At 63.1% G+C, this 25,985-nt stretch carries 23 protein-coding genes; 15 read left to right on the top strand and 8 right to left on the bottom strand.

Annotated elements, in window-relative coordinates; translation table 11 throughout:
* Nucleotides 1-13 precede the first annotated feature (13 nt).
* On the top strand, nt 14-1,297 hold the full coding sequence (locus IVB29_RS22580) for an ABC transporter substrate-binding protein (RefSeq protein ID WP_247505603.1): 1,284 nt from the start codon (nt 14-16) through the stop codon (nt 1,295-1,297).
* Between the two features lie 125 nt (nt 1,298-1,422).
* Nucleotides 1,423-2,262: an ABC transporter ATP-binding protein gene (locus tag IVB29_RS22585; RefSeq protein ID WP_247505604.1), complete on the top strand. Its 840-nt coding sequence runs from the start codon at nt 1,423-1,425 to the stop codon at nt 2,260-2,262.
* Nucleotides 2,263-2,322: 60 nt separating this feature from the next.
* Here the strand turns inward: IVB29_RS22585 and IVB29_RS22590 are convergent, their stop codons facing one another.
* Complete coding sequence (locus tag IVB29_RS22590; RefSeq protein ID WP_247505605.1) at nt 2,323-3,465, bottom strand: AGE family epimerase/isomerase; 1,143 nt, start codon at nt 3,463-3,465, stop codon at nt 2,323-2,325.
* Nucleotides 3,466-3,551: 86 nt separating this feature from the next.
* Between IVB29_RS22590 and IVB29_RS22595 the strand changes: the two genes are divergently transcribed.
* Nucleotides 3,552-4,775, top strand: coding sequence for an AMP-binding protein (locus IVB29_RS22595; protein WP_247505606.1), 1,224 nt, complete (start codon nt 3,552-3,554; stop codon nt 4,773-4,775).
* Nucleotides 4,776-4,787: 12 nt separating this feature from the next.
* Here IVB29_RS22595 and IVB29_RS22600 read toward each other — a convergent pair whose 3' ends face one another.
* From IVB29_RS22600 to gmd, 3 genes are read right to left on the bottom strand one after another with little or no spacing between them, the layout of a single operon-like run.
* Nucleotides 4,788-6,620, bottom strand: a complete 1,833-nt coding sequence (locus IVB29_RS22600) for a hypothetical protein (RefSeq protein WP_247505607.1) — start codon at nt 6,618-6,620, stop codon at nt 4,788-4,790.
* Nucleotides 6,621-6,675: 55 nt separating this feature from the next.
* Nucleotides 6,676-7,626, bottom strand: a complete 951-nt coding sequence (locus tag IVB29_RS22605) for a GDP-L-fucose synthase (protein WP_276576861.1) — start codon at nt 7,624-7,626, stop codon at nt 6,676-6,678.
* Entirely contained in the window at nt 7,607-8,677 is a 1,071-nt protein-coding gene (gene gmd / locus IVB29_RS22610) for a GDP-mannose 4,6-dehydratase (RefSeq protein WP_247505608.1), read from the bottom strand. Before gmd ends, IVB29_RS22605 begins: the two co-directional genes overlap by 20 nt.
* A gap of 249 nt (nt 8,678-8,926) precedes the next feature.
* Between gmd and IVB29_RS22615 the strand changes: the two genes are divergently transcribed.
* Nucleotides 8,927-9,469: an HAD family hydrolase gene (locus tag IVB29_RS22615; RefSeq protein WP_247505609.1), complete on the top strand. Its 543-nt coding sequence runs from the start codon at nt 8,927-8,929 to the stop codon at nt 9,467-9,469.
* 4 nt (nt 9,470-9,473) lie between these two features.
* Entirely contained in the window at nt 9,474-10,682 is a 1,209-nt protein-coding gene (locus tag IVB29_RS22620; protein ID WP_247505610.1) for a glycosyltransferase family 4 protein, read from the top strand.
* Here the strand turns inward: IVB29_RS22620 and IVB29_RS22625 are convergent.
* The 3 genes from IVB29_RS22625 to IVB29_RS22635 are packed head-to-tail and all read right to left on the bottom strand — an operon-like array spanning nt 10,679 to nt 13,330.
* On the bottom strand, nt 10,679-11,776 hold the full coding sequence (locus IVB29_RS22625) for a DegT/DnrJ/EryC1/StrS family aminotransferase (protein ID WP_247505611.1): 1,098 nt from the start codon (nt 11,774-11,776) through the stop codon (nt 10,679-10,681). The genes IVB29_RS22620 and IVB29_RS22625 overlap by 4 nt on opposite strands.
* A gap of 25 nt (nt 11,777-11,801) precedes the next feature.
* Nucleotides 11,802-12,272, bottom strand: coding sequence for an acyltransferase (locus tag IVB29_RS22630; RefSeq protein WP_247505612.1), 471 nt, complete (start codon nt 12,270-12,272; stop codon nt 11,802-11,804).
* Nucleotides 12,269-13,330 (bottom strand): Gfo/Idh/MocA family oxidoreductase, encoded by a 1,062-nt coding sequence (locus IVB29_RS22635; RefSeq protein WP_247505613.1) that lies wholly within the window; start codon nt 13,328-13,330, stop codon nt 12,269-12,271. Before IVB29_RS22635 ends, IVB29_RS22630 begins: the two co-directional genes overlap by 4 nt.
* Nucleotides 13,331-13,600: 270 nt before the next feature.
* Here IVB29_RS22635 and IVB29_RS22640 point away from each other — a divergent pair, with 270 nt between their 5' ends.
* From IVB29_RS22640 to IVB29_RS22670, 7 genes are all read left to right on the top strand, one after another.
* The gene (locus IVB29_RS22640) at nt 13,601-14,872 is read left to right on the top strand and encodes a hypothetical protein (RefSeq protein ID WP_247505614.1); all 1,272 of its coding nucleotides are present in this window, start codon (nt 13,601-13,603) and stop codon (nt 14,870-14,872) included.
* Nucleotides 14,873-14,881: 9 nt separating this feature from the next.
* The gene (locus tag IVB29_RS22645) at nt 14,882-16,189 is read left to right on the top strand and encodes a hypothetical protein (protein WP_247505615.1); all 1,308 of its coding nucleotides are present in this window, start codon (nt 14,882-14,884) and stop codon (nt 16,187-16,189) included.
* A gap of 16 nt (nt 16,190-16,205) precedes the next feature.
* A complete protein-coding gene (locus tag IVB29_RS22650; protein WP_247505616.1) occupies nt 16,206-17,393 on the top strand; it encodes a glycosyltransferase in 1,188 nt (395 codons plus the stop codon).
* Nucleotides 17,394-17,500: 107 nt separating this feature from the next.
* Nucleotides 17,501-17,947 (top strand): hypothetical protein, encoded by a 447-nt coding sequence (locus IVB29_RS22655; RefSeq protein WP_247505617.1) that lies wholly within the window; start codon nt 17,501-17,503, stop codon nt 17,945-17,947.
* Nucleotides 17,944-19,065, top strand: coding sequence for a DegT/DnrJ/EryC1/StrS family aminotransferase (locus IVB29_RS22660; RefSeq protein WP_247505618.1), 1,122 nt, complete (start codon nt 17,944-17,946; stop codon nt 19,063-19,065). Before IVB29_RS22655 ends, IVB29_RS22660 begins: the two co-directional genes overlap by 4 nt.
* The gene (locus IVB29_RS22665) at nt 19,062-19,829 is read left to right on the top strand and encodes a class I SAM-dependent methyltransferase (protein WP_247505619.1); all 768 of its coding nucleotides are present in this window, start codon (nt 19,062-19,064) and stop codon (nt 19,827-19,829) included. Before IVB29_RS22660 ends, IVB29_RS22665 begins: the two co-directional genes overlap by 4 nt.
* Nucleotides 19,826-21,034 (top strand): glycosyltransferase, encoded by a 1,209-nt coding sequence (locus IVB29_RS22670; protein WP_247505620.1) that lies wholly within the window; start codon nt 19,826-19,828, stop codon nt 21,032-21,034. The genes IVB29_RS22665 and IVB29_RS22670 overlap by 4 nt, the downstream gene beginning before the upstream one ends.
* A gap of 24 nt (nt 21,035-21,058) precedes the next feature.
* Here the strand turns inward: IVB29_RS22670 and IVB29_RS22675 are convergent, their stop codons facing one another.
* The gene (locus tag IVB29_RS22675; protein ID WP_247505621.1) at nt 21,059-22,618 is read right to left on the bottom strand and encodes a hypothetical protein; all 1,560 of its coding nucleotides are present in this window, start codon (nt 22,616-22,618) and stop codon (nt 21,059-21,061) included.
* Between the two features lie 183 nt (nt 22,619-22,801).
* On the opposite strand from IVB29_RS22675, the gene IVB29_RS22680 reads away from it, so the two are divergent.
* The 3 genes from IVB29_RS22680 to IVB29_RS22690 all read left to right on the top strand — a co-directional run bounded on the left by IVB29_RS22680 (nt 22,802) and on the right by IVB29_RS22690 (nt 25,984).
* Nucleotides 22,802-23,305, top strand: a complete 504-nt coding sequence (locus tag IVB29_RS22680; RefSeq protein ID WP_247505622.1) for a hypothetical protein — start codon at nt 22,802-22,804, stop codon at nt 23,303-23,305.
* 47 nt (nt 23,306-23,352) lie between these two features.
* A complete protein-coding gene (locus tag IVB29_RS22685) occupies nt 23,353-24,951 on the top strand; it encodes a glycosyltransferase family 39 protein (protein ID WP_247505623.1) in 1,599 nt (532 codons plus the stop codon).
* Between the two features lie 79 nt (nt 24,952-25,030).
* Nucleotides 25,031-25,984: a glycosyltransferase family 2 protein gene (locus IVB29_RS22690; RefSeq protein WP_247505624.1), complete on the top strand. Its 954-nt coding sequence runs from the start codon at nt 25,031-25,033 to the stop codon at nt 25,982-25,984.
* The last annotated feature ends 1 nt before the right edge of the window (nt 25,985 follow it).

The following is a 25,985-nucleotide window of genomic DNA, read 5'->3' on the forward strand; positions in this document are numbered from 1 at the left end:
GAGGAGGCAACCCATGAAGACAAAATCCCTTTTGAGCACCGCATCGCTCGCGCTGGCGATCGCCGTCGTCTCGGCGAGCGCGCAGGCGCAGATCGCAATCGGCCATCTCGCCGATTATTCCGGCGGCACCTCCGACGTGGGCACGCCCTACGGCCAGGCCGTCGCCGACACCTTTGCCTGGGTCAACAAGAACGGCGGCGTCGGCGGCAAGCAGCTCAATGTCGACACCAACGACTATGGTTACCAGGTGCCGAAGGCGATCGCGTTGTACAAGAAGTGGTCGGCGCCGGACAGCAAGGTCGCTGCGATCATGGGCTGGGGCACCGCCGACACCGAGGCGCTGACCGGCTTCCTCGCCCAGGACAAGATTCCCGATCTCTCCGGCTCCTACGCCGCAGCCCTCACCGACCCCGAAGGCGTCAGCGGCAAGGCCAAGCCCGCGCCCTACAATTTCTTTTATGGCCCGAGCTATTCGGACTCGCTCCGCGCGATGCTGATGTGGGCGGCCGACGACTGGAAAGCCAAGGGCAAGCCCGGCAAGGCGAAATTCGTGCACATGGGCGCAAACCATCCCTATCCGAACGCGCCGAAGGCCGCCGGCGAAGCCATGGCGACGGAGCTCGGTTTCGAGGTGCTGCCGCCGCTGGTGTTCGCGCTTGCGCCCGGTGACTACAGCGCGCAGTGCCTGAGCCTGAAGTCGTCGGGCGCCAACTACGCTTATCTCGGCAACACCGCGGCCTCCAACATCTCGGTGATGAAGGCCTGCAAGACCGCCGGCGTCGACATCCAGTTCATGGGCAATGTCTGGGGCATGGACGAGAACGCGGCCAAGACCGCGGGCGATGCGGCCAACGGCGTGATCTTCCCGCTGCGCACCGCCGTGAGCTGGGGCGGCGATGCGCCCGGCATGAAGACGGTGATGGAGATCTCCAAGATGTCCGATCCCACCGGCAAGGTCTATCGGCCCGTGCACTACATCGCGGCCGTCTGCTCGGCGCTCTACATGAAGGAAGCGCTCGACTGGGCCGCCAAGAACGGCGGCGCCGCCGGCGACAACGTCGTGAAGGGCTTTTACCAGAAGAAGGATTGGGTGCCGGCCGGCATGGAAGGCGTCTGCAATCCCTCGACCTGGACCGACAAGGACCATCGCGGCACGCTGAAGGTCGAGCTCTATCGCACCAGGATCGCGGGCGCGACCGACGGCGATCTCAACGACCTCATGGCCAAGGGCACGATCAAGCTCGAGAAGGTCAAGACCATCGAGCTGCCGCGCAAGCCGGAATTGCTGGGCTGGTGATTCCGATCTCGGACGTCATGGCCGGGCTCGTCCCGGCCATCCACGCCTGACCACTCGGCACGAAGAACGTGGATGCCCGGGACGAGCCCGGGCATGACGAGAGTACCAAATTGGCGGCACACCCAATGACCGAAATCCACGAAGCTACTCGCCCCAGTCCCACCGCCGTACCCGCACCGCCCCTCCTCGCCGTGCGCAACATCGAGGTCGTCTATGACGACGTCATCCTGGTGCTGCGCGGCCTCAGCCTCGACGTGCCCAAGGGCGCGATCGTGGCGCTGCTCGGGGCCAACGGCGCCGGCAAGTCGACGACGCTGAAGGCGATCTCGGGGCTGCTCAAGACCGAGGATGGCGAGGTCACGCGTGGCGAAATCTTGTTCGAAGGCGAGCGGATCAACGGCATCGATCCCGACAAGATCGTCCGCCGCGGCATCTTCCAGGTCATGGAGGGCCGGCGCATCGTCGCCGACATGACGTCGCTGGAGAACCTCAAGCTCGGCGCCTTCACCCGCAGGGACCGCGGGGTCGATGCCGACCTCGACATGGTCTTCAATTATTTCCCGCGCCTGAAGGAACGCACGGGGTTGGCCGGCTATCTCTCCGGCGGCGAGCAGCAAATGCTCGCGATCGGCCGCGCGCTGATGGCACGCCCGAAGATGATCCTGATGGACGAGCCCTCGATGGGCCTGTCGCCGCTGCTGGTGAAAGAGGTATTTTCCATCATCCAGAAAATCAACCGCGACCTCGGCGTCACCATCCTGCTGGTCGAGCAGAACGCGCGCGCCGCGCTGTCGGTGGCGAGCCACGGCTACATCATGGAGCAGGGCAAGGTCGTGCTCGACGGCACCGCGGACGAACTCCGCGACAACGAGGACGTCAAGGAATTCTACCTCGGCGGCGCCGGCGACCAGCGCAAGAGCTTCAAGAACCTCAAGAGCTTCAAGCGGCGCAAGCGCTGGCTATAGCGTTTTCGAGCGAAGTGGGAACCGGTTCGCGTGAAGAAAACGCGTCAAAACAAAACGGCTTTAACCTTCCAGGACCTGGTCCGCTTCCGTGACTGCGCAGAGAACATGGTAGAACGACGACGCAGGAATGGTGTCGACCAGCGATTTGCCGTCGCGATCGAACTGGTCGTACCAGCCGCCCTTCACGGGGTGGCTGAGGTAATGCCGTTCGAGCCGCACCAGCGCGGCGCGCGCCTCATCCGCCGCGCCCGCCTCGCCGGATTCGGCCTGCGCGATCCACGCCTTCGCCATCTCGGTCTGCGGCCACAGCCGGCGCGTGCTGCGACGAATATTGCCACTCGCATCGCCCTCATCGACGAGGCAGCCGGTCGCCTCGTCGCGATAGCGCAGCGCAGTCGCAAGCAGTTCGGCGCGGCGCTGCCCGGTCGGGCATCCCGTGATGCGTTCAAATCCCTTCAGCAGCCAGACCCATTCGGCCTGGTGACCGGCCTCGACGCTGACCGGCTCGATCTTCGACCAGTCCTCCTCGAAATATTCGCCGAGGGCACGCTTCTGCTTGTCGTAAAGATTGGCGAGAAACAGCGCGAAGAACTCGCCGGCGCGGTTCTGGAACGACAGATCGTGGGTCGCGTCAAAGCACGCGATCATCGCCTCGAACAGATGCATCTGCGGGTTCTGCCGGCGCGGCAGCGAGACCGGCAGGCTCTCGTGGACGCCGCCATGCGGCGAGCGCAAATGGCCGTCGAGGAAGGCCAGCAACGCGTCGATCTCGACGCGAATTTGCGCGTCCTGGTCGAGCGAGTACACGGTCGCGAGTGCAAACAGGATAAAGGCGTGGTCGTAGGCATCGCGCCGACCGTCCAGCACCGCGCCCTCCGGCGTCAGCCGGTGCACATAGCCGGGCTTGCCGTCGGGCGCCTTTGCCTTCGCCAGCAGATGCTCCAGCCCCTTCAGCGCGATGGCGCGCCCTTCCGGATACCAGCCCATCTGCGCCGCCTTGGCGTAGCACCAGATCTGGCGGGCCTGCACGAACACGCGCCGCGGCGCGGCCGCATCCGCCGTACCGTCGGGGTGCAGCCGGTCGATGAAACCGCCTGCGTCATGGTCCCAGCCGACCGTCGACCACAGCGGCAGCATCTCCTCGATCATGCGGCGCTTCAGGCGTGCGACCACGTCCGCCGCAATCATTCCTTCGTCCGCCATCGCGTCCTCTTCAAGCCTCGCCCAGGGCCGTCTGATACCCATGACGGCGGCGGCGTGCAACGGATGCAAACCGGGAAAGATCGGCCATGACCGCCCATTACGACGCCCTCGAGACGCGCGAACAGGCCGCGCGCGAGGCCGAACTGTTCGCCCGACTGCCGGAGATGCTGCGTAGCGCGATGGCGGCACCAGCCTACGCCGAGCGGCTGAAGGGCGTCGATCCGGCCGCCGTGACCTCCAGGGCGGCGCTGGCGGGCCTGCCGGTGCTGCGCAAGTCGGAACTGCCGGCCCTGCACAAGGCCTCAGCGCCCTTCGGTGGCTTCGTGACAGCGGCTCCCGGCTCGTTCGCTCGCCTGTTCACCTCCCCCGGGCCGATCTTCGAACCGGAGGGGCGGCAGGCCGATCCCTGGCGCGGTGCACGGGCGCTGTTCGCGGCCGGGTTCCGCCCCGACGACATCGTGCTCAACACCTTCAGCTACCATCTCACCCCCGGCGGCTTCATCTTCGATGCCTCGGCACGCGCACTTGGCTGCGCGGTGATCCCAGCCGGGCCCGGCAATACCGAGCAGCAATTCGAGCTGATCGAGGCCTATCGTCCCGTCGGCTACAGCGGCACGCCGGACTTCCTCAAGATCCTGCTCGATGCCGCCGCAACCGCAAACCGCGATGTCTCCTCAATCAAGCGCGCGCTGGTTTCGGGCGCGGCCTTCCCGCCCTCGCTCCAGGCCGAGATCAAGGCGCGCGGCATCGATGCCTACCAGGCCTTCGGCACCGCCGATCTCGGTCTCATCGCCTTCGAGACCGAGGCGCGCGACGGCATGATCGTGAACGAGGATCTGATCATGGAGATCGTCAAGCCCGGCACCGGCGATCCCGTGGCGCCCGGCGATGTCGGCGAGATCGTGGTGACATCACTCGATCCGCACCATCCCTGGATCCGGCTCGCGCTCGGCGACCTCACGGCAGCGCTGCCGGGCCCGAGCAAATGCGGCCGCACCAACATGCGCATCAAGGGCTGGATGGGCCGCGCCGACCAGACCACCAAGGTCAAGGGCATGTTCGTCCGCCCCGAGCAGATCGCCGAGATCAGCAAGCGCCATCCCGCGCTCGGACGCCTGCGCCTCGTCGTCGCGCGCCAGGGCGAGACCGACGCGATGACGCTGAGGGCGGAAACAGCGGCCGCGGATGATGCCTTGCACGAGGAAGTCGCCGGCACCCTGCGCGCCGTGACGAAGCTTGGCGGCAATGTCGAGTTCGTCAGCCCGGGGGCGCTGCCGAACGACGGCAAGGTGATCGCGGACGAACGGTAGAGCGGCTCAAGGTCAATGGCCGCCAGTCGGGTCGCTGCCGTCACGATGCTTAACGTCGCAAGCCAGGCGAGCCGTCTCGCGATCTCTTACGGGGCGCAGAAGCGTTTGCTTCACGCGTCGCGGCTCAAAGCCTCTCACCAGCTCGATGGAGCCGGCAGTCGTCAGATCGGCTGACATGTCGATGCCGAACCGTTGCAGGATCGCCGGGGCCGAGACCGGGCTCGAAGACGGCTCTTCCAACAAGATCCAGGATGCAGCGAGAATCGTGCACGGTGTGCGTCGCAGGACTTCGATCGCGTAATCCATCGCTCCGGGATATCCGCCCGCCATCCAGAGAGACGCCGGCGGTCGGGCGTTCAGGAAGAACGCCGTCGCGGGATTTGTACCGGTCAGATCGATCAGGGAATCGCCGCCGCGAAATCCTCCGTCCGCAGCGATCTTCCGCGCTTGCGCGATATAGGCTGCGGTCTCCTCTCCCAGGAGCAGATGCGAGCCCATCTCGGACAGTTCGGTATCGAGGGTTTGAAGTCGCAGCGCGCTGGTCTGGCGATAGGGGGCTTCCATCGCTCCTGTCAGCACGTAACACGGGATCAGCAGAGCCAGTGCGGCGACCAGGGGCAGCGCCTCCCACGCGCGATCCCTTGCGGCCGCCGCGACGGCAATGGCCAGCCCGGCCAACAACCAGAACGTCCCGGCTCGACCGGCCGCAGCCCAGAGATCCGTGTTGGTGCCCGCGGCATAGGCGATCGGCAGGAGGAGAAGCAGCAAAACGGCCGCACCAAGTTCGCGGGTCATCAGCACATGCCAGCCGGGCAGGATGAACAAGGCCATTGCAATACCGAGCGAAACGCCCAGCAGCTGGCTTGCCTGGACCGCGTCCGAGGACGGATTCGGATATCGGATTGTTGCGACGGCGAGGACGATCGCAATCAGGATCGCCGCGTTGGCAACGACAGACCAGGGCCAAATATACTGCCGCCAGAGCAGCACGAAGCCGACGGACAGAAATGAGCCGAACATGAAATAGGAGAAGGTCGACGCGGACTTGTGGTTCATTTCCATCGACTCCCAGCGAACGATGTCGCCAAGTCGATGTCCGGCCTGCAAGAGGTCGCTGAGTTGCTTTCCGCTGATGATGCGACGAACAAACGCAAAGGGTGATCCATCGATCGCCCCGGCGACCAAAATCAGGACAACAAGCGACACAACAATCGCGATGCCAAGACCGCGCAGGTTGAGCTTGCCTGCGATCGCGAGATAAAGCGGGATCAAGGCGCCGAGCACGAGAGCGCTCGTCGGTTTGGCCATGAATGTCGCTGCTCCGCCGAGGCCAAGCAAGAACCAGCCGAGCATGCTCACGGCAGAGCGATCCCCCCTTGCCAGAACTGCTCCGGCTGCCGTCACCATCAACGACTGTAGCGCCAGCGAATTGTAGCTTGGCGAGGGTAGCCATGGCGAGAACAGCACCAGCGTCGAGGCGGCGGCCGCAGCGGCCGAGCACAGCCAAATGGCCCGTGATGACCGATCCGCGGACTGCCTGCCGAGCGACCAAAGCAACGCATAGCTGGCCAAGAAGGCGAGACCGAAGAGAAGTCCGATATTCGCACATCTGAGAAGCGCGACATTGCGGTCCGTCAGCAGGTAGAGCGGATGGTAGATGAACCCGAACTGAGTGACCGAGGCGTCGAAGTCCCAGGGCCGCGAAATCCAGATCAGGTAGTAGCCTTCGTCGGTGAGCTCGAAGCCATGACGGCAACGCAGCAACGTCCAGACGACCAGGATGATGCTGGAACACGCCGAGAGAACCAAGGCGAGCGATTTCGCTGCCTGCAGCGGCCGGCTCAAATCGCTCGACTCCAGAATGCGCCCAGCCGGCCTCGAACCCATCGCAGCATCCCGCTCAAGAGCGTTCGGCCGATCCGCGGTACGCCTCATAAGCGCGCGTCAAGCCATCGTGAAGCAACGTCGTCGCGCGCCAGCCGAGCTTATCGAGACGGCTGACGTCGAGCAGCTTGCGCGGCGTGCCGTCGGGGCGCGACGTGTCGAAAGAGATCTCGCCGCTGTAACCGACGATTTCGGCGACGACGCGGGCGAATTCAGCAATGGTGATGTCCTCGCCGGTGCCGATGTTGATCAGCTCGGCAGCGGAATAGGTCTTCATCAGGTGCACGCAGGCATCCGCCATGTCGTCGACATAGAGGAACTCGCGCCGCGGCGTGCCGGTGCCCCACACGACGACGCTTCTGGTGCCCGAGACCTTCGCCTCGTGGAAGCGGCGGATCAGCGCGGCGACGACGTGGCTGAGTTCAGGATGATAATTGTCGCCGGGACCGTAGAGATTGGTCGGCATCACGCTGATGAAGTCGCATCCGTACTGGCTGCGATAGGCCTCGACCATCTTGATGCCGGCGATCTTGGCGATCGCATAGGGTTCGTTGGTCGGCTCCAGCGGACCCGTCAGCACCGAGTCTTCGCGCAGCGGCTGCGGCGCCAGTTTTGGATAGATGCAGGAGGAGCCGAGAAACATCAGTTTCTCGGCGCTGTTCTGATGCGCGGCCTGGATCACATTCGCCGCGATCGCGATGTTGTCGTAGATGAACTCGGCACGCAGCGTGTCGTTGGCGACGATGCCGCCGACTTTTGCGGCGGCAAGGAACACGACCTGCGGCCGTACCTTCGCGAACCAGTCGAACACGGCGGCCTGGCTGCGCAAATCGACCTCGCGCCGATCCACCGTGACGAGCCTGACGCCTTCCCGTTCGAGCCGGCGCGCAATCGCAGCTCCGACCATGCCGCGATGGCCGGCGACGTAGACACTCTTGCCCTTCAGCTCAAACGGTGCGCTTGCCATTGGCCACGTCTCGTCTTGCCTCGGCCAGATCGCTCGCGACCATCTCCTCGACGAGCTGGGCAAACGTCCGCTTCGGCTTCCAGCCGAGCTTGTCGCGCGCCTTGCTGGCATCACCGACGAGGAGATCGACCTCGGTCGGCCGGAAATAGGTCGGGTCGACCTTCACGACCGTCTTGCCGCTTTTCGAATCGATGCCGGTCTCGTCGACACCTTCACCGCGCCATTCGATATGGCGGCCGACTTGCGCAAACGACAGCTCGACCATCTCACGCACCGAGCGCGTCTCGCCGGTCGCGAGTACGAAATCGTCGGGCTTGTCGGCCTGGAGGATCATGTGCATGCCCTCGACATAGTCCTTGGCATGGCCCCAATCGCGCTTGGCAGAGAGGTTGCCGAGATAGAGCATGTCCTCGAGACCGAGCTCGATGCGGGCGACGCTGCGCGTGATCTTTCGCGTGACAAAGGTCTCGCCGCGGATCGGGCTCTCGTGGTTGAACAGGATGCCGTTGCTGGCAAACATGCCGTAGGCTTCGCGGTAGTTCACCGTGATCCAGTAGCCGTAAAGCTTTGCCACGCCGTAAGGCGAGCGCGGATAGAACGGCGTGGTCTCCTTCTGCGGGATCTCCTGCACGAGGCCGTAGAGCTCGGAGGTCGAAGCCTGGTAGAACCGCGTCTCCTTCTCCATGCCGAGGATGCGGATCGCCTCCAGCAGGCGGAGCACGCCGATCGCATCGGCATTGGCGGTGTATTCCGGGCTCTCGAAACTGACGGCGACGTGGCTCTGGGCGGCGAGATTGTAGATCTCGGTCGGCCGGATCTGCTGCACGAGGCGGATCAGATTGGTCGAGTCCGTCATGTCGCCGTAATGCATCAGGAACGGCACGTTGCCGACATGCGGGTCCTGGTAGAGGTGATCGACACGCGCGGTGTTGAACGAGGACGAGCGCCGCTTGATGCCGTGCACGACATAGCCGAGCGACAGCAGATGTTCAGCCAGATAGGCGCCGTCCTGCCCGGTCACGCCGGTGATCAGAGCAACACGTTGAGTCATGGCCAACCTTGTTCCCGTAACAATTGAAAGGGATGGATGCACACTAGGCGCCGAACGAAGCGCATTCCCGATCTTCTTCTTGGACATATCGCCCCCCGGGTCAACCCCGGGGAACCGCCCGGAAACCGGCAAGCCGGGCGTGGAGGGACAGATTGGACCTGGAACACAATCGTGATACTGAGCGCCCAGGTCGACCGGGCTGCATCAGCGACTTGCCCGCCTCCACAGAGAACGCAATTTCGAGCCGAAATGTCCCGAGACCGAGAGAGCACAGCGATCAACCAGGTGCTGCGCCCTGCCGTTTTCTTCGACCGCGACGGCGTTCTGAACGTCGACAGCGATTATCTGTTCGAGATCGACAAATTCCGCTGGACCGACGGTGCGATCGAGGCCGTGAAGGCGATCAACGATGCCGGCTATTTCGCCTTCGTCATCACCAACCAGTCGGGCGTCGCCAGGGGATTCTATCAGGAGGCCGACATCCATCGCCTGCACGATTGGATGGCGGAGCAGCTGGCGGCCCACGATGCACGGATCGATGCTTTCGAATATTGCCCGTTTCATCCGGACGGGTCGGTCGCCCCCTACCGGGCCAGCAGTGATCGCCGCAAACCGCAGCCCGGCATGATTGTGGACCTCCTGACGAAGTTCCCCGTTGACGCGAGCAAGAGCTTCGTGGTCGGCGACAGGCCGTCCGACATCGAAGCTGCGCGCGCCGCCGGAATGCCTGGCCATCTCTTTGCCGGTGGCAATCTGCGGGATTTCATCCTACCGCTGCTGGCCCGCGGATAACGCCGTGGAGAAAGCTCCCAACTTCATTCTCGCGACGGAGTTCTATCCGCCGGATTCGAGCACGACCGCGACCTATCTCGGTGCAATCGCGAACGCGATCGCCCTGGACATGCAGACGGTCGTTCTGTCGGGGACGCCGGGCTCCGCGAGACCGGCGGTCGACAGGAACACGCCCGAGGTCGTCGACATCGCGAACTGGAGACCGCCCAAGCACGCGCTCGCAAGACGCCTCATCGCAAGCTCTGCGCTGGCGCTGCGCCTGTTCTGGGCCGTCTACAGACGCGCACGACCGGGCGACGTCGTCATGTCGGTCACGAGCCCTTTCACCCTGCCCTATTCAATCACGCTTGCAGCAAGGCTGCGGCGCGCCACGACGGCGCTCCTGATCTACGACCTCTATCCGGAAGCTCTGGTGGCCGCCGGCATGGCCCGGCAGACATCGCTCGTCACGCGCGTCCTGCGCCTCGCCAATGGCTGGCTCTTCAGATCCCTGAACGCGATCTTCGTGATCGGCCGTGACGTGCCCCCGCTGCTGCTGCGCTATCCGCGCGTACGCGCAGAGCGCATCCATTTCGTGCCCAACTGGACATTGCTTCCGATCGGATTCCGCGAACCCGACGATGATTGCAGTTTCAGGAAGCCCTACCCGGCGAAGTTCATCGTCGGTCTCTGCGGCAATCTCGGCTTCACGCATGCACCTCGCACCGTGTTCGAAGCCGCGCGGCTCCTGCAGCATGAAACGCACATCCATTTCGTTCTGTCGGGCTGGGGCGTCGGCTGGGCCGAGTTGAAGACCCTTCAAGCCTCGGAGAATCTGGCTAACGTCACCTTGGTGGATCCCGTGCCCGAGGAACAGCTTGCCGAATTCCTGGCGGCGGCGGACGCCTGGGCCATCCCCTACCGGCGCGACGTCGCCGGTGTCTCGATTCCAAGCCGCCTCTACAACTTTCTTGCCGTCGGGCGGGCCGTCATCGTCGGAACGGAGCCGAATGCGGAGGCCGGGCTTGCGGTCGCGGAGGAAGACATCGGCTGGGTCGTGCCGCCGGAGGACCCGACCAGGCTCGCGCAAGCGATCTCCGAAGCCGCGTCCGATCGCGGGGCGACGCTCGAACGAGGCCGCCTCGCGGCGATCGCCGCGCTGAAATACAGCGAGCAAGCCTCGACGTTGCGCTACCGGGACATCGTGCGGCGCCTGCGCGAGACCGACGGCTAGAAGTTCTTGATCAGCCTGACGACCTCGTCCTGCTGCTCGCGCGTGATCTCCGCAAACATCGGCAGCGAGAGGATCTTGCTCTGATCTTCAAACGCCCTCGGAAACTGTTCGGGGCGATGCGCCAATCGCTCATAGGCGGGCAGCAGCGGCAGCGCTGTCGGGTAGTTGATCGCCGTCTGCACCCCGTTCTCGCCGAGATAGGCTGCAAGCGCGTCACGCTTCTTATGCTTGATCGTGTAGAGATGATAGACGTGGGTGCGGTCGGGCGCGACACGGGGCACCTCCACGCCATCGAGTTGATTGAGGCCGGCATCATAGACCGACGCAGCATCCTGACGCGCCTCGGTCCAGGCCTTCAGATGCTTCAGCTTGGCCGACAGGATCGCCGCCTGCATTCCATCCAGCCGGCTGTTGATGCCTTCGATCAGGTGCTTGTGCTTCACCAGGCCGCCATGCCGGGCCAGCATGGTCATGTGCTCGGCCAGTGCCGCGTCCTCCGTCACGACCGCGCCGGCATCTCCGAACGCGCCCAGATTCTTGCCCGGATAGAACGAGTAGGTCGCGGCCGCCCCGAAGGTCCCGACCGGCTGGCCCTTGTACTGCGCGAGGTGCGCCTGGGCGCAGTCCTCGATGACCCAGAGGCCGTGCTTGCGCGCGATCGCCATGATCGCGTCCATGTCCGCCGGCTGGCCGTAGAGATGCACCGGGATGATGCCGACGGTGCGCGGCGTGATCGCGGCTTCGACCGCCGCGGGGTCGATCGTGAAGGTCTCGCCGTCGGTATCGCAGAACACGACCTTCGCGCCCGCATGCGTGATCATCGCGGACGTCGATATCCACGAATGCGCGGTGGTGATGACCTCGTCGCCCAGCTTGACCTTCAGCGCGGCCATCGCGAGGTAGAGCGCATCGGTGCCATTGGCGCAGGACACGCAGTGCTTGACGCTCGCCGCTGCCGCGAACTCCCGCTCGAAGGCATCGACATAGGGACCACGGATGAACGCGCTGTCGCGAATGACCGCCGCGATCGCACCGTCGATCTCGTCCTTGATCGACTGATATTGGAGCCCGAGATCGGCGTAAGGTACCGGCATGAATGCTATTCCCTAGGTCTTGCCCTTAAGTCTTGCCCTTGAGGCGGCGGGCGGGATTTCCGGCGTAGCTGCCCGGCTCGGTGATATCTTTCGTGACCACTGAGCCCGCTCCGATCACGACGTCATCGGCGATGGATACCGGCATGATGGTTGCGTTCGAACCGATCGAAACCCGGTTGCCGATCTTCGTCGCACGCCACAATTCGCGGCGGCCGCGGGCCGGCCCGCCGGTCGAGAAGGTGTCGTTGATGAACATCACGCCGTGCCCGACGAAGCAATCTTCCCCGATCGAGACCAGCTCGCAGATGAAGGCATGCGACTGCACACGGGTCCGCGCGCCGACGACGGCGCCGGTCTGTATCTCCGTGAAGGGACCGACGAAGCAATCATCCGCGATCTCGCAGCCGTAGAGATTGCAGGGTTCGACCAGTTTGACGCGCTCACCGAATTTGACGTCGCGCACGGCGACCTGGTGCACTTGCGGCTTGCCGCTCACGAGATCACACCGAGCTTGCTCCGCCGCGGCTCGAAGCGCAGCGCAACTTCCTGCCCGGTCTCGATCGACTCGTAGAGGGCGGAGATCAGTTCGAGGCTCTTGCGGCCTTGCAGGCCGTCGACCAGCGCGGCGCGCTGATGCAGCAGGCAGTCGACGACGTGTTGATAATAGGCCTGGTGGCCGAAGCCGTAGACGTTGGGCGGATTGACCGAGAACTTCTCGATGACGACCTTGTCGCTCGGCAACTCGTCGACGAAATTCCAGTGCCTGATCTGGTTGACCGCAAAGCCCGCGATCTCAACCGTGCCCTTCTCGCCGAGGATCGAAAGGGAGCCTTCGAGGTCCTTCGGCCGCACCGCCGTGGTCGCCTCGATGATACCGAGCGCGCCGTTGCGGAATTTCAGCGTCGCAACCGCAGTGTCTTCGGTCTCGACCTTCACCAGGGCCGTCGTTGCCCTCGCATGCACGCTCACCACGTCCCCGAAGAACCACTCCAGCATGTCGATGTGGTGGCTGGCCTGATTCGTCAGCACGCCGCCGTCATAGGCCCAGGTGCCGCGCCAGGCGTCCTGATCGTAATAGGACTGGTCCCGGCACCAGCGCACCCGCACGGTGCCGAGGACGAGCCGGCCAAACCTGCCGGCGTCCAGCGCCTCGCGCGCCTTGACCACCGGAACGTTGAAGCGATTTTGCTTGACGACGAACAGCTTCACGCCGGCTTCGTCGCACGCGCGGATCATGTCGTCGGCGTCCTGCAACCGCAGCGCCATCGGCTTCTCGACAACGACGTGCTTGCCGGCGCGCGCGCACGCGATCGCGTGCTGCGGATGCATGCCGCTGGGCGTCAGGACGGCGACCGCGTCGACGTCCTTGCGTGCGAGCATATCGTCGAGATTATCGTGGGCCGGGACGCCATACTTTGCCGCGAACGCATCGGCGCGAGGTTTGACGTTGTCACAAACGGCGACGAGGCTGGCCCGCTCGATGTGATTGCCAGCGAGCAGATCCGCATGGCGTTTCGCGATGCGCCCGCAGCCCAGCAAGCCAAATCTGATCATCCGCCCTTCCTCTTGGTAGTCCCTTGCCGGATCGGTTGATTGCGCGTTCCAGGGCGCGGACATCAAAGCGTATATTCGAAAAATTCGTTGCCGATCAAGACAATATTGCCCACGTGGCACCTGTGACACCCCAGGGACTGGCAAGTTTTTGTTCCTGCATCCGTTTTTCGTGATACTAGGCACACAACGCAACCTGCTCACGCTCGCCCACCAATGAACGCCGTTCCCGACGTCGCCGCAGCCCAATCGCCTGCGCGCGATCGATACAGGTTGGGTCTCGCAATCCTCTGTCACATCGTGACGAGCTGCGTGTCCCTGATCTTCGTCGTCGAGTACTATCGCCGGCTGTTGCCTTTGGCTCCGAACGGCCTCCATCTCATCGTCACTGCCGCTATTGGGGTGATCCCCTTTGCCCTCTGCGCGATCGTCTTCGCACTGAGACGCTTCAGTTTCGGCTTTGCCGTCGGCTTCTATTTCTACACGCTCATTCTCGGCTACCTCTGGCTGGTCGCGTTTTCGACCTTTCCCTACGACCATCGAACCGCGGCGATTTCCGCGTTCGCCTCGGGAATTGCCTTTCTCGTCCCGGCACTGTTCGTCGGCTCTTCCCTTCCCCGGCTTTTTACGTTGACTGCAAAACAGCTCGACGCCCTCCTCGCCGCCATTGTCGTCTTGTCGATCGTCGTCCTGGTGATCGGCATGACGTTCCAGTTTCAACCCGCCCGCCCCGCGGACATGTACAAGTTCCGCAACGAGATCGATCTGCCCAGGTCGCTTCAATACGCGATCGGCATCGTCTCGGGCGCGTTGCTTCCTTTCGCCTATGCCAGCTTCATCCAGCTCAGGCGATACGTGCTGGCGGTGATCTGCCTGGCGCTGCTCGTCCTGTTTTATCCCGTAACCCTCACGAAGGTCGCGCTGCTGGCGCCGAGCTGGCTGCTGTTTCTTACACTTTTGTCGATCTATTTCGAATCCCGGATGGCCATCATTCTCTCCCTGCTTCTGCCAATCCTGGCGGGCGTGCTGATTGCCGTGCTCTATCGCTATGATTTGGTCCCGGACCGGGTCTTCGTCTATTTTGGAACCGTCAATTTTAGGATGATCGCGATGCCTTCGAGCGCGCTCGATTTCTACAATGACTTCTTCTCGTCCCATGAACTGACCCATTTCTGCCAGATCACGCCGCTCAAGCTGGTCATGTCCTGCCCGTACAAGGATCAGCTCTCGGTCTTCATGGCCGACAGCTATCACCTCGGCTATTTCAACGCTTCGCTGTTTGCCACCGAAGGCATCGCCTCGGTCGGCACGGTGCTTGCCCCCGTTTCGGCTGCCGTTTGCGGCCTCATCATCAGCCTGGGCAATCGCGCCTCGGCGGGTCTCTCCGGACGGTTCATTCTTCTGTCCAGCGGACTGCTGCTACAGATTTTGATCAACGTTCCGCTCACGGTCGCGCTCGTGACGCACGGCACCCTGGTCCTGTTCCTGCTTTGGTACATTGCCCCAAGGGAGCTCTTGGGAGATCAACGCTCCGGTGAGCCCTAGGGCAGCACGATGCAGATGCCCAGCTATTCCGGTAAACTGAACGGCGGCCTGCTCTCATTCCTGATCGGATATGCAGTGGTTTGTTGCATATCGCTGACGATCGTCATCCACCTGTATGGCTACCTGCAGATCTTCGCATTCGAGTGGCCCTCGATCGTCTCGGCGGCGCTGATCGTGCTCTCACCCATCGCGCTGTCGATCATATTCGCCTGCGCTCCCTTCAGTTTCGGATACCTCACGAGCTTCTATCTCTACACGATCGTGCTCGGGTATCTCTGGCTCATCCCGTTCTCGCTGTTCAGCTACGACCATAGGGCGACCGGACTGTTCGCATTGGCTTCGTTTGCCGGCTTCCTGATCCCGGCCATGCTGATCGACAGGCCGGCGAAGCCTCCAATCAGCTTCACGCCGAAGGTCATGAACAGGCTCCTGGCCGCAATCGTGACCATTGCGATCGTCACGCTCGCCGCCGGCATGTACTACAACTTCAAACTGGTGGGGCTTGCCGATATCTACCAGTTCCGCGACCAGCTCGATTTTCCGGTCCCGCTCAGATACGCGATCGGAATTACGCTTGGCGCTCTGCTGCCTTTTGCATTCGCCTGCTTTGTCGAGCGGGGAGCAAATATTCCGGCTTGCGCGACGCTGCTCCTGATCCTGAGCTTCTATCCGATCACCCTGACCAAGACGACGATGTTCGCTCCTTTCTGGCTCGCGTTCCTGTGGCTTCTGACGAGCCACATGGAGGCAAGGCGCGTCGTGATCCTGTCGCTGCTGATACCGCTCCTCGTGGGCGTGCTCGTGGCGCTGCTGTACTATGCCGGCGTGGTATCGCTGGCTCATCTCATCGACTATTTCGGGTCCGTCAACTTCCGGATGATCGCGTTTCCATCGATTTCGCTCGACGTCTACAACGACTTCTTCTCGCGGCATGAAGTCACGCACTTCTGTCAGATCTCGCTGATCAGATCGTACATCGGCTGCCCCTATGCCGAGCAGCTTCCGGCCATCCTCGCCCGGAACTATCCGGTCGGGAATATCAATGCGTCCCTGCTCGCCACCGAGGGAATAGCCTCGGTCAGCACGGCCTGGACGCCGCTGAGCGCGCTCCTGTCTGGCCTTATCCTGTCGCTAGGCAATTGCACGTCGAACAGGCTGCCACCGAGATTCGTGATCCTGTCGAGCGGCGTGCTGGTGCAGACCCTGCTCAATGTCCCGCTCTCGATTCTGTTGATCACGAACGGCGCGGCAGCGATCTTCCTCCTGTGGTACATCACCCCAAGCCCGTGGCTCACTCAGGTCGGCGGCAAGGCGTGACTAAGGACCAGGCTTCATGCGCGTGCTCATCCTGAACGGAGACTATCCCCGCTTTCTGAAATGGCTCTATGCCGGCAACCCTGATCTGACCACGGCCTCCTACGCGGACCAGATGGCGGCGCGCAACGCGAGCCTGTTTGGCGTCGCCAATTTCTATTCCAGCAACTTCAGGGCACAGGGACACGAAGCCGCGGAGATTCACGTCAACAACGTATGGCTTCAATCGGCCTGGTCCCGCGAACACGGCATGGCGTTCGACATGTCGCAGGAGGTTGCCGGCAGCAGGAAGGACCGCTTGCCGGGATGGCTGCAACGCGCCGTCGCGCCGCTCAAGCCGATGCTCAGGCCGCTTGCGAGAACCGTCGGCCTCAGCCCGCGTCTCAGCGAACAGCTCCAGCAGATTCTCGTCGCACAAATCGAGGAATTCAGGCCGGATCTCATCCTCAATCAGGACGTCTTTTACGTCACGACCAAATTGATCGAGCGCTTCAGGGGGATGGGCGTGTCGACGATCCTCGGACAGGTCGGCATCGAGCCGTCGCGCGGAGAGAATTGGCGTGTGTACGACCTCATGCTGTCCCAATTGCCGCGGGTCGTCCAGGCCTTCCGCGCCGCGGGCGTGGCGGCGGAAGTCAGTCACCTCGCGTTCGAGCCGGTGATCCTCGACAGACTGCCTCCAGGAGCTGTGCAGGACGTCGACGTCTCCTTCGTCGGCTCGGTCTCGGAAGACCATCGCGAGCGCATTGCGCTATTGGAGTTCATCGCCGAGCGCTTCGACCTGAAGCTCTGGGGAAACATCCCGAGTTCCCTTCCCGCATCGTCCCCGCTCTGGCGCTGCTTCCAGGGCGAGGTCTGGGGCACCGAGATGTATCAGGTGCTGAGACGGTCCCGCATCACGCTGAACTCGCACATCGACATTGCGGGCGAAGAGGCCGGCAACATGCGCCTGTTCGAGGCGACGGGCATCGGGACCTTCCTGCTGACGGACTACAAGCGGAACCTGGATGCGCTCTTCGAGGCGCCCCGGGACGTCGAGGTCTGGCGAACGCCCGAGGACTGCGCCGCATCGATCGAGCGATATCTGGGCGATGACGGCGCCCGCCTTGCGATCGCCGCAACGGGGCAGCAGACGACACTTTCGCGACACAACTTCAACCTGCGCGTCCGGGAGATCCTCGACCACGTCGAGCGCCTCAAGCGGTAGCTTTTGGCAGTTTGGCGGCGGCCTTGACGGCACCACCGAAAATGGCCAGAGTCACCCCGGACTGCCGCTAACATGCTGCAATTTCTCACATTTTAGGATAAACTCGGGTGGACAGCATCGAACACTGCCGATTCGATGGTCAGTTGTACGCGATCATCGTGCGGGCTTCTTTCCGTCAGCCTGGCATCACGTTCTTTTCGCCGCCGGAGCTGTCGCAGCAGCTTGCTTTCATGAGCCACCCCGAGGGCAAGAGCATCGCGCCGCATCGCCACAACAAGGTGACGCGCGAGGTGCATTTCACCCAGGAAGTCCTGCTGATCCAGAAGGGCAAGCTTCAGGTCGACTTCTACACCGAGGCGGAAAGCTATCTGGAGAGCCGCGTGCTCGGCCCGGGCGACATCATCCTGCTCTGCAGCGGCGCCCACGGCTTCCACGTGCTGGAGCCGCTCGAGATGTTCGAGATCAAGCAAGGTCCCTATGCCGGGGAAAACGACAAGACCCGCTTCGACGAAGTGGCGGCATCGGAAATTCAGATCAAGGGTCCGGTCTCGTGAGCCAGGATTTCATTCCGGTCAACACCCCGCTGCTCGACGGCAACGAAGCCGCCTATCTGGCGGAATGCGTCCGGACCGGATGGATCTCGTCTGAAGGCCCTTTCATCAAGCGCTTCGAACAGGGGATGGCCGAGACCGCGGGACGGCGCCACGGCGTCGCCGTGACCAACGGCTCGGTGGCGCTCGACATCGCCGTGCACGCGCTGGGCCTAGAGCCGGGCAGCGAGGTCATCATCCCGACCTTCACCATCATCAGCTGCGCCGCGGCCGTGGTCCGCGCGGGCCTGGTTCCGGTAGGCGTCGACTGCGATCCTGCGACCTGGAACATGACGATCGAAGGCGTGGAAGCCGCGCTCACGCCGCGAACGCGCGCGATCATGCTCGTCCACATCTACGGCCTGCCGGTCGATCTCGCACCGATCCTCGATCTTGCCCGCAAGCACGACCTGAAGGTGATCGAGGATGCGGCCGAGATGCACGGCCAGACTTACCGGGGCGCGCCGTGCGGCAGCTTCGGCGACGTCTCGACATTCAGCTTCTATCCGAACAAGCACGTCACGACCGGCGAAGGCGGCATGATCCTAACGGACGATGACGCGCTGGCGGAACGTCTTGCGAGCCTGCGCAATCTCTGTTTCCTTCCGCAGCAGCGTTTCATCCACGAGGAGCTCGGCTGGAACGCGCGCATGACCAATCTGCAGGCCGCACTCGGCGTCGCGCAGATCGAACGCCTGCCCCGCACCGTCGGGATCAAGCACCGGATCGGCCGGCTCTACGACGAACATCTCGAAGGCGTCGCCGGCATCCGCCGCCCCGTCCCCCGCACCAACTACGCCGATAACATCTACTGGGTCTACGGCATCGTGCTCGACGACGACGTTCCGTTCGACGCCAAGGAGGCGATGCAGCGCCTGGCGAAGAAGGGCATCGGCACCAGGCCGTTCTTCTGGTGCATGCACGAACAGCCCGTACTGCGGCGGATGGGATACATGCTGGATGAGTCCCACCCGCACGGCGAGCGCATCGCTCGCCGCGGCTTCTACCTGCCGAGTGGACTTGCATTGACCGAAGCGGAGATCGCGCGCTCGGCGCAGGCTCTCAAGGAGATTCTGGCGTGACGGTGTTCGCGGAATACGCGCCTTGGTACGATCTCTTGTATGAAGACAAGAGCTACGCCTCGGAGGTGGATTTCGTGGAGACGCGCCTGCGCGAGCACGGCGTCGCACCGGGCAAGGTGCTCGACCTTGGCTGCGGCACCGGGCTGCATGCGATCGAATTCGCCCGGCGCGGCTGGAGCGTCGCGGGCATCGATCTCAGCCACGAGATGATCGCACGTGCCAAGTCCCGAGCCGAGCAGGCGGGGCTTGGCATTCCTTTCCGTCAGGGCAACGCCTGCGAGACCGGTCCGGAGCATGGCTTCGACGCCGTGGTGTCGCTGTTCCACGTGGCGAGCTACCAGAACGACCGCGCAAGGCTCGAGCAGCTGTTCAGGACCGCTCATGCGGCGTTGAAGCCGGGCGGCGTGTTCTTCTTCGACTATTGGTACGGCGGCGCAGTGCTCGCACAGGGCGTCGAGACACGCGTCAAGATCATCGAACGCAAGCCGCTGCGTCTCACCCGGATCGCTCAATCGGATCATGACGAAGTGAATGCGACCGTTCTCGTGAACTACACGTTGTTCTGCGAGGACACGGATCGCGCAACCATCCGTCGCGTCGATGAGACGCATCGGATGCGATACTGGTTCCCGTTCGAGATCAACGCCTCGCTCAAGGCCTGCGGCTTTGAACCTCTCGGCGACTATGCGTGGCTGTCCAGTGACGCGCCGGGCTCGAAGGCGTGGGCCGCCTATTCGGTCGCGAGAAAGAGCGCCGCGTCGTGAGACCGTTGCGCCTGGCGGTGATGCTGGAACAGGCCGTCGAGGTCGGCGGCGGATTCCAGCAGCCGCTAAACGACGTACTTTGGTTGCGCGACTGGGCCGCGAAGTCCAACAACGAAGTGCTGGTGTACTCACCCTATGAAAAGTCGCTGGAAATCCTGAAGCAGTTCGGGATCGAGGCCCGGCTGCTGAAGTTCAGCGTGCTGGACTACATATTCCTGTTCCTCAAATATTGCCGGCCGTTCGATCTCGCCCAGATCGCCTGGCGGCTGAAATCGCCATTCGAACGCGCCCTCGTCCGCGACGGCATCGATATCGTGCATTTCACCTCGACATCGAAACGGCATCTGTTGCTCTATCAACTTCCATTCATCATCACGATCTTCGACGGCTGTCATCGCGATGCGCCGGAATTTCCCGAGGTTCGCGCATTCGGCGAGTTCGAGCGCCGCGAGATTCTGTTCGGCCTCGCGAGCGTGAAGGCGGCTCTGGTGATCGTCAACGCGGAGGAGTTGACCGAGGATCTGTGCCGGCGCTACGGCATGGAGCGGGAACGCGCGGTCTGCATCCCGTTCTCGCCCTCGACCTACATTGATCAATCCGCCGCTGACGATGCGGCCGATGCGGTGATCCTCGGCAAGCACCGCCTCGAGCCGGGCTATCTGTTCTATCCGGCGCAGTTCTGGCCGCACAAGAATCACATCACCCTGCTGGAAGCGCTCGCCCTGCTGCGCGAGCAGGGCATCGTCGAACGGCTCGTGCTGTGCGGATCCGATCGGGGCGGCCGTGAGAACATCGACAGGGCCATCACCCATTATGGTCTCACCGAGCAGGTCTCCATCATCGGCTTCGTCGATTCGTCCGAGCTCGGCGCACTCTATCGCGGTGCATCGGCGCTGGTGATGCCGACCTATTTCGGGCCGACCAATCTGCCGCCGCTCGAAGCCTGGGCGGTCGGAACACCGGTGATCTACCCCGAGGCGTTCAAGGCGCAGGCGGGTGATGCCGCCATTCTGTTCGACTACGACGATCCGCGATCGCTGGCCGACGCGATCCTCGAGCTCCGGACCGATGGTATCAGGGACAGGCTTCGTATCGCGGGTCAGCGAAGGCTACAGCAGTTCGTCGAAGCGACCGCGGTGGGGCGCGAGCAGTTCGCACGGCTGATGGAGCGGCTGAAGCATCGCCTGGCGCTGGCACGACACTGAGCCACCGTACGGTGGCCCGCCGCGCTACGCCGGAATGCGGGCTATCAGACCATCGCGAAGCCGCTTGCTCAGGAGCGGGCTTGCGACGAGGCCGACCAGCGCTGACCAGATTGCACACTCGGCAATGAAGTGCGCAAACCCGGCCCCCGGCACCAGCGAAGCGACCGCGATGCCAATGGCCCAGCCCGACAGCACGGTGACCGCCATGACCGCCGCCAGGAACAGAGTGTGGCGGATCGGGTGCTGCAACGTCGCTCCCATGATGACGAAACCGAGCAGACCGAACTGAACGCAAAGATCGCTCGCAACGACGGCAATTGCCGCGCCGAGCGGTCCGAGCAAGCGGATCAAGATGATTGAGAGCGCCAGGAATACGACCAGCTGCAGTCCCTTGGCCCGGACCAGGAGACCGCCCCGGTTGCTGTGATTGGCGAAGGCAAGCGCGAGCAGGGAGGGCGCCACGGCGGCCGATCCGAGCAGCAACGTGTGCGCCAGCGGCGCATCATAGGGGATGCTGCCATGCGTCCACAGGGTGAAGAAATCGGGCCAGAACGGCAGCAGACCGGCGACAATCACGCTGGCGATGACCGTGACCAATGTCGAACCACGGGCATAGAGCTGACGCAGCCGCTCCTTGTCGCCGATGGCGTAGTCGTGGCCGAGCTCGGCCGCGATGGGCAACGTCACCTGCGCGCAGAGACCACGGAGAAAGCTCGCGATCACGCGCGTCAGGCCCCACTGAGCCACCGCGACGCGATCCACGACGAAGGCGGAAACCATCAGCACCGGCGCATTCACGAGCGCCACTTCCGACAGGTTCGCGACGGCAAAGGGAAACGCAAGGCGAAACTGGCCGAGCCCCCAACGCCAGCTCCGGCTGCCGCGGCCCGCGCGCAGGAACGGAAACAGGTGCGGCGCATCATACGCGACCAGATAGATCATCAACAGGATCTGGGGCGAGACGAAAGCCAGTGCCACGGCGACCAGACCGCCGTTGGCGGCGAGAGCGATCAACTGCGCGATCTGTCCGAACAGAAGCGCGCCGTTTTGCAACCAGACACTCCGGCTGTATCGGCCCCGTGCACGATAGAGTCCCGAGACCAGATTGGCAGGCAGGACGAGCAGCACACCGACCGTCATGACGAGCAGTGCCGAATCGAACGAAGCCATCTCGTGAAATCCGAGACTTCGGGATGGCGGCAGAAGCAGAGCGCCGGCCAGCACCAACACGCCGAGCCCGATATCGACCGCAACATAGATCCGCAGCATTGCGGCATAGTAGTTTGCGGTCCGTCCGTCGCAATCGCGACAGGCCTTGAAGGCAAGAAAGCGGTTGATGGCGCGCAATTGCAGTCCTGCGTCTGCGACGACCGCGAGGCTGCCCGCCGCATAGATGACCAGCCATGCCGCCAGCATCTCCCCGGTCCAGACATGCAGGAAGATCGGAACCAGCAGAAGCTGCTGGACGAGAGCAAGAATGGTCTGAACCAGATTAGCCGACCAACCCCGCATCAACCGCCGAAAGCGGCCGCCGCCTCCAAGCTCCGCCGACCCGGCTCGCACATCGTCTCGCGCGCTCGTCAAGCCCCCTCCTCGTCAACGCACAAGATGTGAGATATCCAGGCCGATTCCGTCGAATGGACTGAACGCCGTGGTCCGTCCTATTCGTCCAATCGGTAGTTGATTCCCTCGGTGGAAAACGCCAATTTGGCGAAATCGCAATTCCGCGCTCGGATGGCCTTTTAGAGCGCTTCGAAAGCCGGGGCAATGCTGCAAAGCCAGGGGACTCTCGACCAGCCGCTTCCAACAGGAACCACGCGGACCACCAATCATGTCCGCATGGTGATCGCAGGCGTTCTGGTCGCGGTCGTGGCGACGGCACTCCTGCTGGGCCCCTATCGGAAATTCATCATCAACGAATGGCGCGAACGGGCCTTGCGCGGTCTGCCCATCCTGTTCGTCCCCGATTGTCCAAGCACGTCGCCTGACTTCAAATGCGGCGACACATACACGATCACATTTCGAAAGGCCGGCGACGGAGCCTGGTGTCAACAGGCCCAGCACAACGACGGTGAACCGGCCGAGACTTGCGGCGTCGCCCCCGATGCCATCGACGTCTCCCGTGCCTGGCGCCATTTCACCCTCGGCAACATCCAGCTCGACTATTCCTGGCGAGGACGCCCGCTGCACCGCGGCGTGGGATATGTCGGCTGGCTCATGACGCCCGAGGATTATGCGGCGCGTCAGTCGCGCAAGCTCGCGATCCGATGATCCGTCAGCCGATCCGATATTCGCTCCCGATATATTGAAAGATATCTATGCTCAGCGCGATCAACCGGATCGTCACAGGTTACGCCCTCGCCCTGCTTGCCATCGTCGTCGCGGCGAACATTGTCGCTTCGATCTATGGCCTCGACAATATCGGCATGGTGCAGGCCTTCGGACTGGACGAAGCAAGATATGTGACGAAGTTGAAAGTGAGTCTCGAGCAGAGCACGCTCGATCCCGACATGTTCTTCAGCTACGGTAATCTCTACGACACCATCGGCTATTACAGCATTTCGTTCTTCGAAAAGTTCGGGTGGATCGTCAACACCCCGCTCGTCGGCTTCGTGCTTCGCTTGATGTCCATCATCGCAGGCGCTCTCGCCAGCCTCGCCTTGTGGAGGTTGAGCGAACATCTCGGATTGCCGAGGGTCGTCGCGCTGGCCGTGGGCCTGGGCCTCGCGTCGATGCCTGACTTCGTGACCTTTTCCCGCACGATGCACCCGGACACGCTGCAGACCCTGTTCGTCATCCTTGGCCTCGGCACCTCGCTGGTCCGGCCCACCTTCGGGTTCGCGCTGCTGTCCGCGTTCTGGGCCGGGCTCGCCTTCAGTACGAAGTATGTCGGCGCGGCCGTCCTGCCGTTCAGCTTTCTTCCTCTCGCTCTGACCACTCTTGCAAGCCATCCGTTCTCGCTTCGGATCCTGGTGCAGCTCTTCCGGCAGGGCCTGGCGATGATCGCGGTCTTCGTGGCCGTCTTCGCCATCACCAACCCGTATGCGGTCAGGGATTTCTCGACCTTCGTCGCAACCTTTGTCTGGCAGATGAAATATACCAGCACGGGCCACGGCCTGATCGAGCCGGCCGATCCGACGCTGTGGCTCATTCCCCTCAAGCAGCAATTCGGTCTCGGAGTCATTTACCTGTTCAGCGGCTGGGTCCTGGCCTGGCTGCTTCTCTTCGACCGTCTGCGCCGCATCGGTTGGCGCGCCGCCTGCCTGTCGGCGGAGACGCGCTGCGCTTTCGTGCTGGCGCTCTATATCCTGGTCGCTTCCGCGCATCTGGCGATCTCCGTTCACGATCGCGAGGCCCGCATCACCTATCACGTCGTCCCGTTCGTCCTTCTGCTCAGCACGGCAACCTGGCTGAGCGTATTGCAGAACCTGACCAAGAGCTTCGTTCGGCCGGCATGGACCAGCGCGGCCTTTGCAATTCTCCTCCTCGCCTGCGTCTCTGCCCAGGTCGGATTTGATCTGCGCGTCATGGCGGCGGCCTCCGGGAAGCCGGAAGAGGATGTCGTCAAGCTCGGCAATTTCATTGCGCTTCGTTATCCCCCCCAGACCAAGATCCTGGCCGATGCCTACACCTATCTGCCGCCCGTCATGACCAACGTGGTCTACACCAACATGCAGACGCACAAGCAGCTCAGTAGCGAAGCGCCTGATCTGATCGTTCTGACCCGCGGTGCAACCGGCAACTATATCTGGAAGCGGCCGCATACTTCGTTTAAGGACAAGCAATTCGTCCGGGACCTCCGCTATGATGCAACTCCCGAGGTCGAGGCCTATGTGAACGACCTGCTCTCCCCGGGATCGGGCTGGTCACTGGTCACCGAGAACGGCTCCGAGGTGGTGCTCGCGCGAAACCGATGAGACGCACTCGCGCTGCAGCGCGGGCCGACCTTCCGGCGCACAATGCGCCATTCGATATCAATTTGGTGAGACGCCAGCCGTGAAGACCATCACTGTCGTGACCCCCTGCTTCAACGAAGAGCTCAACGTCAGGGATTGCTACGAAGCAGTCCGCAAAGTCTTCGACGAAAAGCTCCAGGGCTACCAGCGCGAGCACATCTTCTGCGACAACGCGTCCGAGGACCGCACCTTGGAAATCCTGCGGGAGATCGCCGCCTCGGACAAGTCGGTGCGGATCATCGTCAATGCGCGCAATTTCGGACCCCTGCGCAACACCTTCAACGGCGTGATGGCCGCGAGCGGCGATGCCGTGCTTCTGTTCTTGCCGGCCGACCTCCAGGACCCGCCGGAATTGTTGCCCGACTTCGTCAAGCTGTGGGAAGCCGGCAACGAGATCGTCTACGGCATCCGCGCCGTGCGCGAGGAAGGCCGGCTGATGAGCGGCATCCGCAACGCCTACTACCAACTCCTCACCCGCTTCTCCGAGATCAAGGTGCCGCCCGGCGTCGGCGACTATCAGCTCGTCGACCGCAAGGTGGTCGACCGGATGCGGCAGGTGCGCGACGGATATCCGTTTATGCGGATGATGACGTTCGAATGCGGCGGTCGCGCCGTCGGCGTGCCTTATACCTGGCGCGCGCGCAAGAAGGGGCTGTCGAAAAATCGCGCGGCGGCACTGATCGATCAGGGCCTCAACGGGCTGGTCTCCTTCACCTCGGCTCCGCTGCGCTTCGGCCTGTATGCGGGCTTCGTTCTCTCGCTCCTGAGCATCGGCTATGCCGTCGCCAACCTGCTGCTCGGCCTGATCCTCTATCAGCGCCTTGCCGAGCCTGGGATCCTGACCCTGATCGTCGCGATGTTCTTCTTCGGCGGCGTCCAGCTCTTCTTCATGGGCATGATCGGGGAATACATTCTGGCGATCTACGGTCAGGTCCGCGAGAAGCCCGTCGTGTTCGAGCGCGAGCGCGTCAATTTCGACGGGCCGCAGCCGTAGG

The organism is Bradyrhizobium sp. 1, assembly GCF_023073315.1.
In the GTDB taxonomy this organism is placed as follows: domain Bacteria; phylum Pseudomonadota; class Alphaproteobacteria; order Rhizobiales; family Xanthobacteraceae; genus Bradyrhizobium.

Excerpts from the sequence above, each read along its gene's own strand:
- IVB29_RS22580 (WP_247505603.1), top strand. The coding sequence starts at position 14 with ATGAAGACAAAATCCCTTTTGAGCACCGCATCGCTCGCGCTGGCGATC.
- IVB29_RS22585 (WP_247505604.1), top strand. The coding sequence starts at position 1,423 with ATGACCGAAATCCACGAAGCTACTCGCCCCAGTCCCACCGCCGTACCC.
- IVB29_RS22590 (WP_247505605.1), bottom strand. The coding sequence starts at position 3,465 with ATGGCGGACGAAGGAATGATTGCGGCGGACGTGGTCGCACGCCTGAAG.
- IVB29_RS22595 (WP_247505606.1), top strand. The coding sequence starts at position 3,552 with ATGACCGCCCATTACGACGCCCTCGAGACGCGCGAACAGGCCGCGCGC.
- IVB29_RS22605 (WP_276576861.1), bottom strand. The coding sequence starts at position 7,626 with ATGGCAAGCGCACCGTTTGAGCTGAAGGGCAAGAGTGTCTACGTCGCC.
- gmd (WP_247505608.1), bottom strand. The coding sequence starts at position 8,677 with ATGACTCAACGTGTTGCTCTGATCACCGGCGTGACCGGGCAGGACGGC.
- IVB29_RS22615 (WP_247505609.1), top strand. The coding sequence starts at position 8,927 with ATGTCCCGAGACCGAGAGAGCACAGCGATCAACCAGGTGCTGCGCCCT.
- IVB29_RS22625 (WP_247505611.1), bottom strand. The coding sequence starts at position 11,776 with ATGCCGGTACCTTACGCCGATCTCGGGCTCCAATATCAGTCGATCAAG.
- IVB29_RS22635 (WP_247505613.1), bottom strand. The coding sequence starts at position 13,330 with ATGATCAGATTTGGCTTGCTGGGCTGCGGGCGCATCGCGAAACGCCAT.
- IVB29_RS22645 (WP_247505615.1), top strand. The coding sequence starts at position 14,882 with ATGCAGATGCCCAGCTATTCCGGTAAACTGAACGGCGGCCTGCTCTCA.
- IVB29_RS22650 (WP_247505616.1), top strand. The coding sequence starts at position 16,206 with ATGCGCGTGCTCATCCTGAACGGAGACTATCCCCGCTTTCTGAAATGG.
- IVB29_RS22680 (WP_247505622.1), top strand. The coding sequence starts at position 22,802 with ATGCTGCAAAGCCAGGGGACTCTCGACCAGCCGCTTCCAACAGGAACC.
- IVB29_RS22685 (WP_247505623.1), top strand. The coding sequence starts at position 23,353 with ATGCTCAGCGCGATCAACCGGATCGTCACAGGTTACGCCCTCGCCCTG.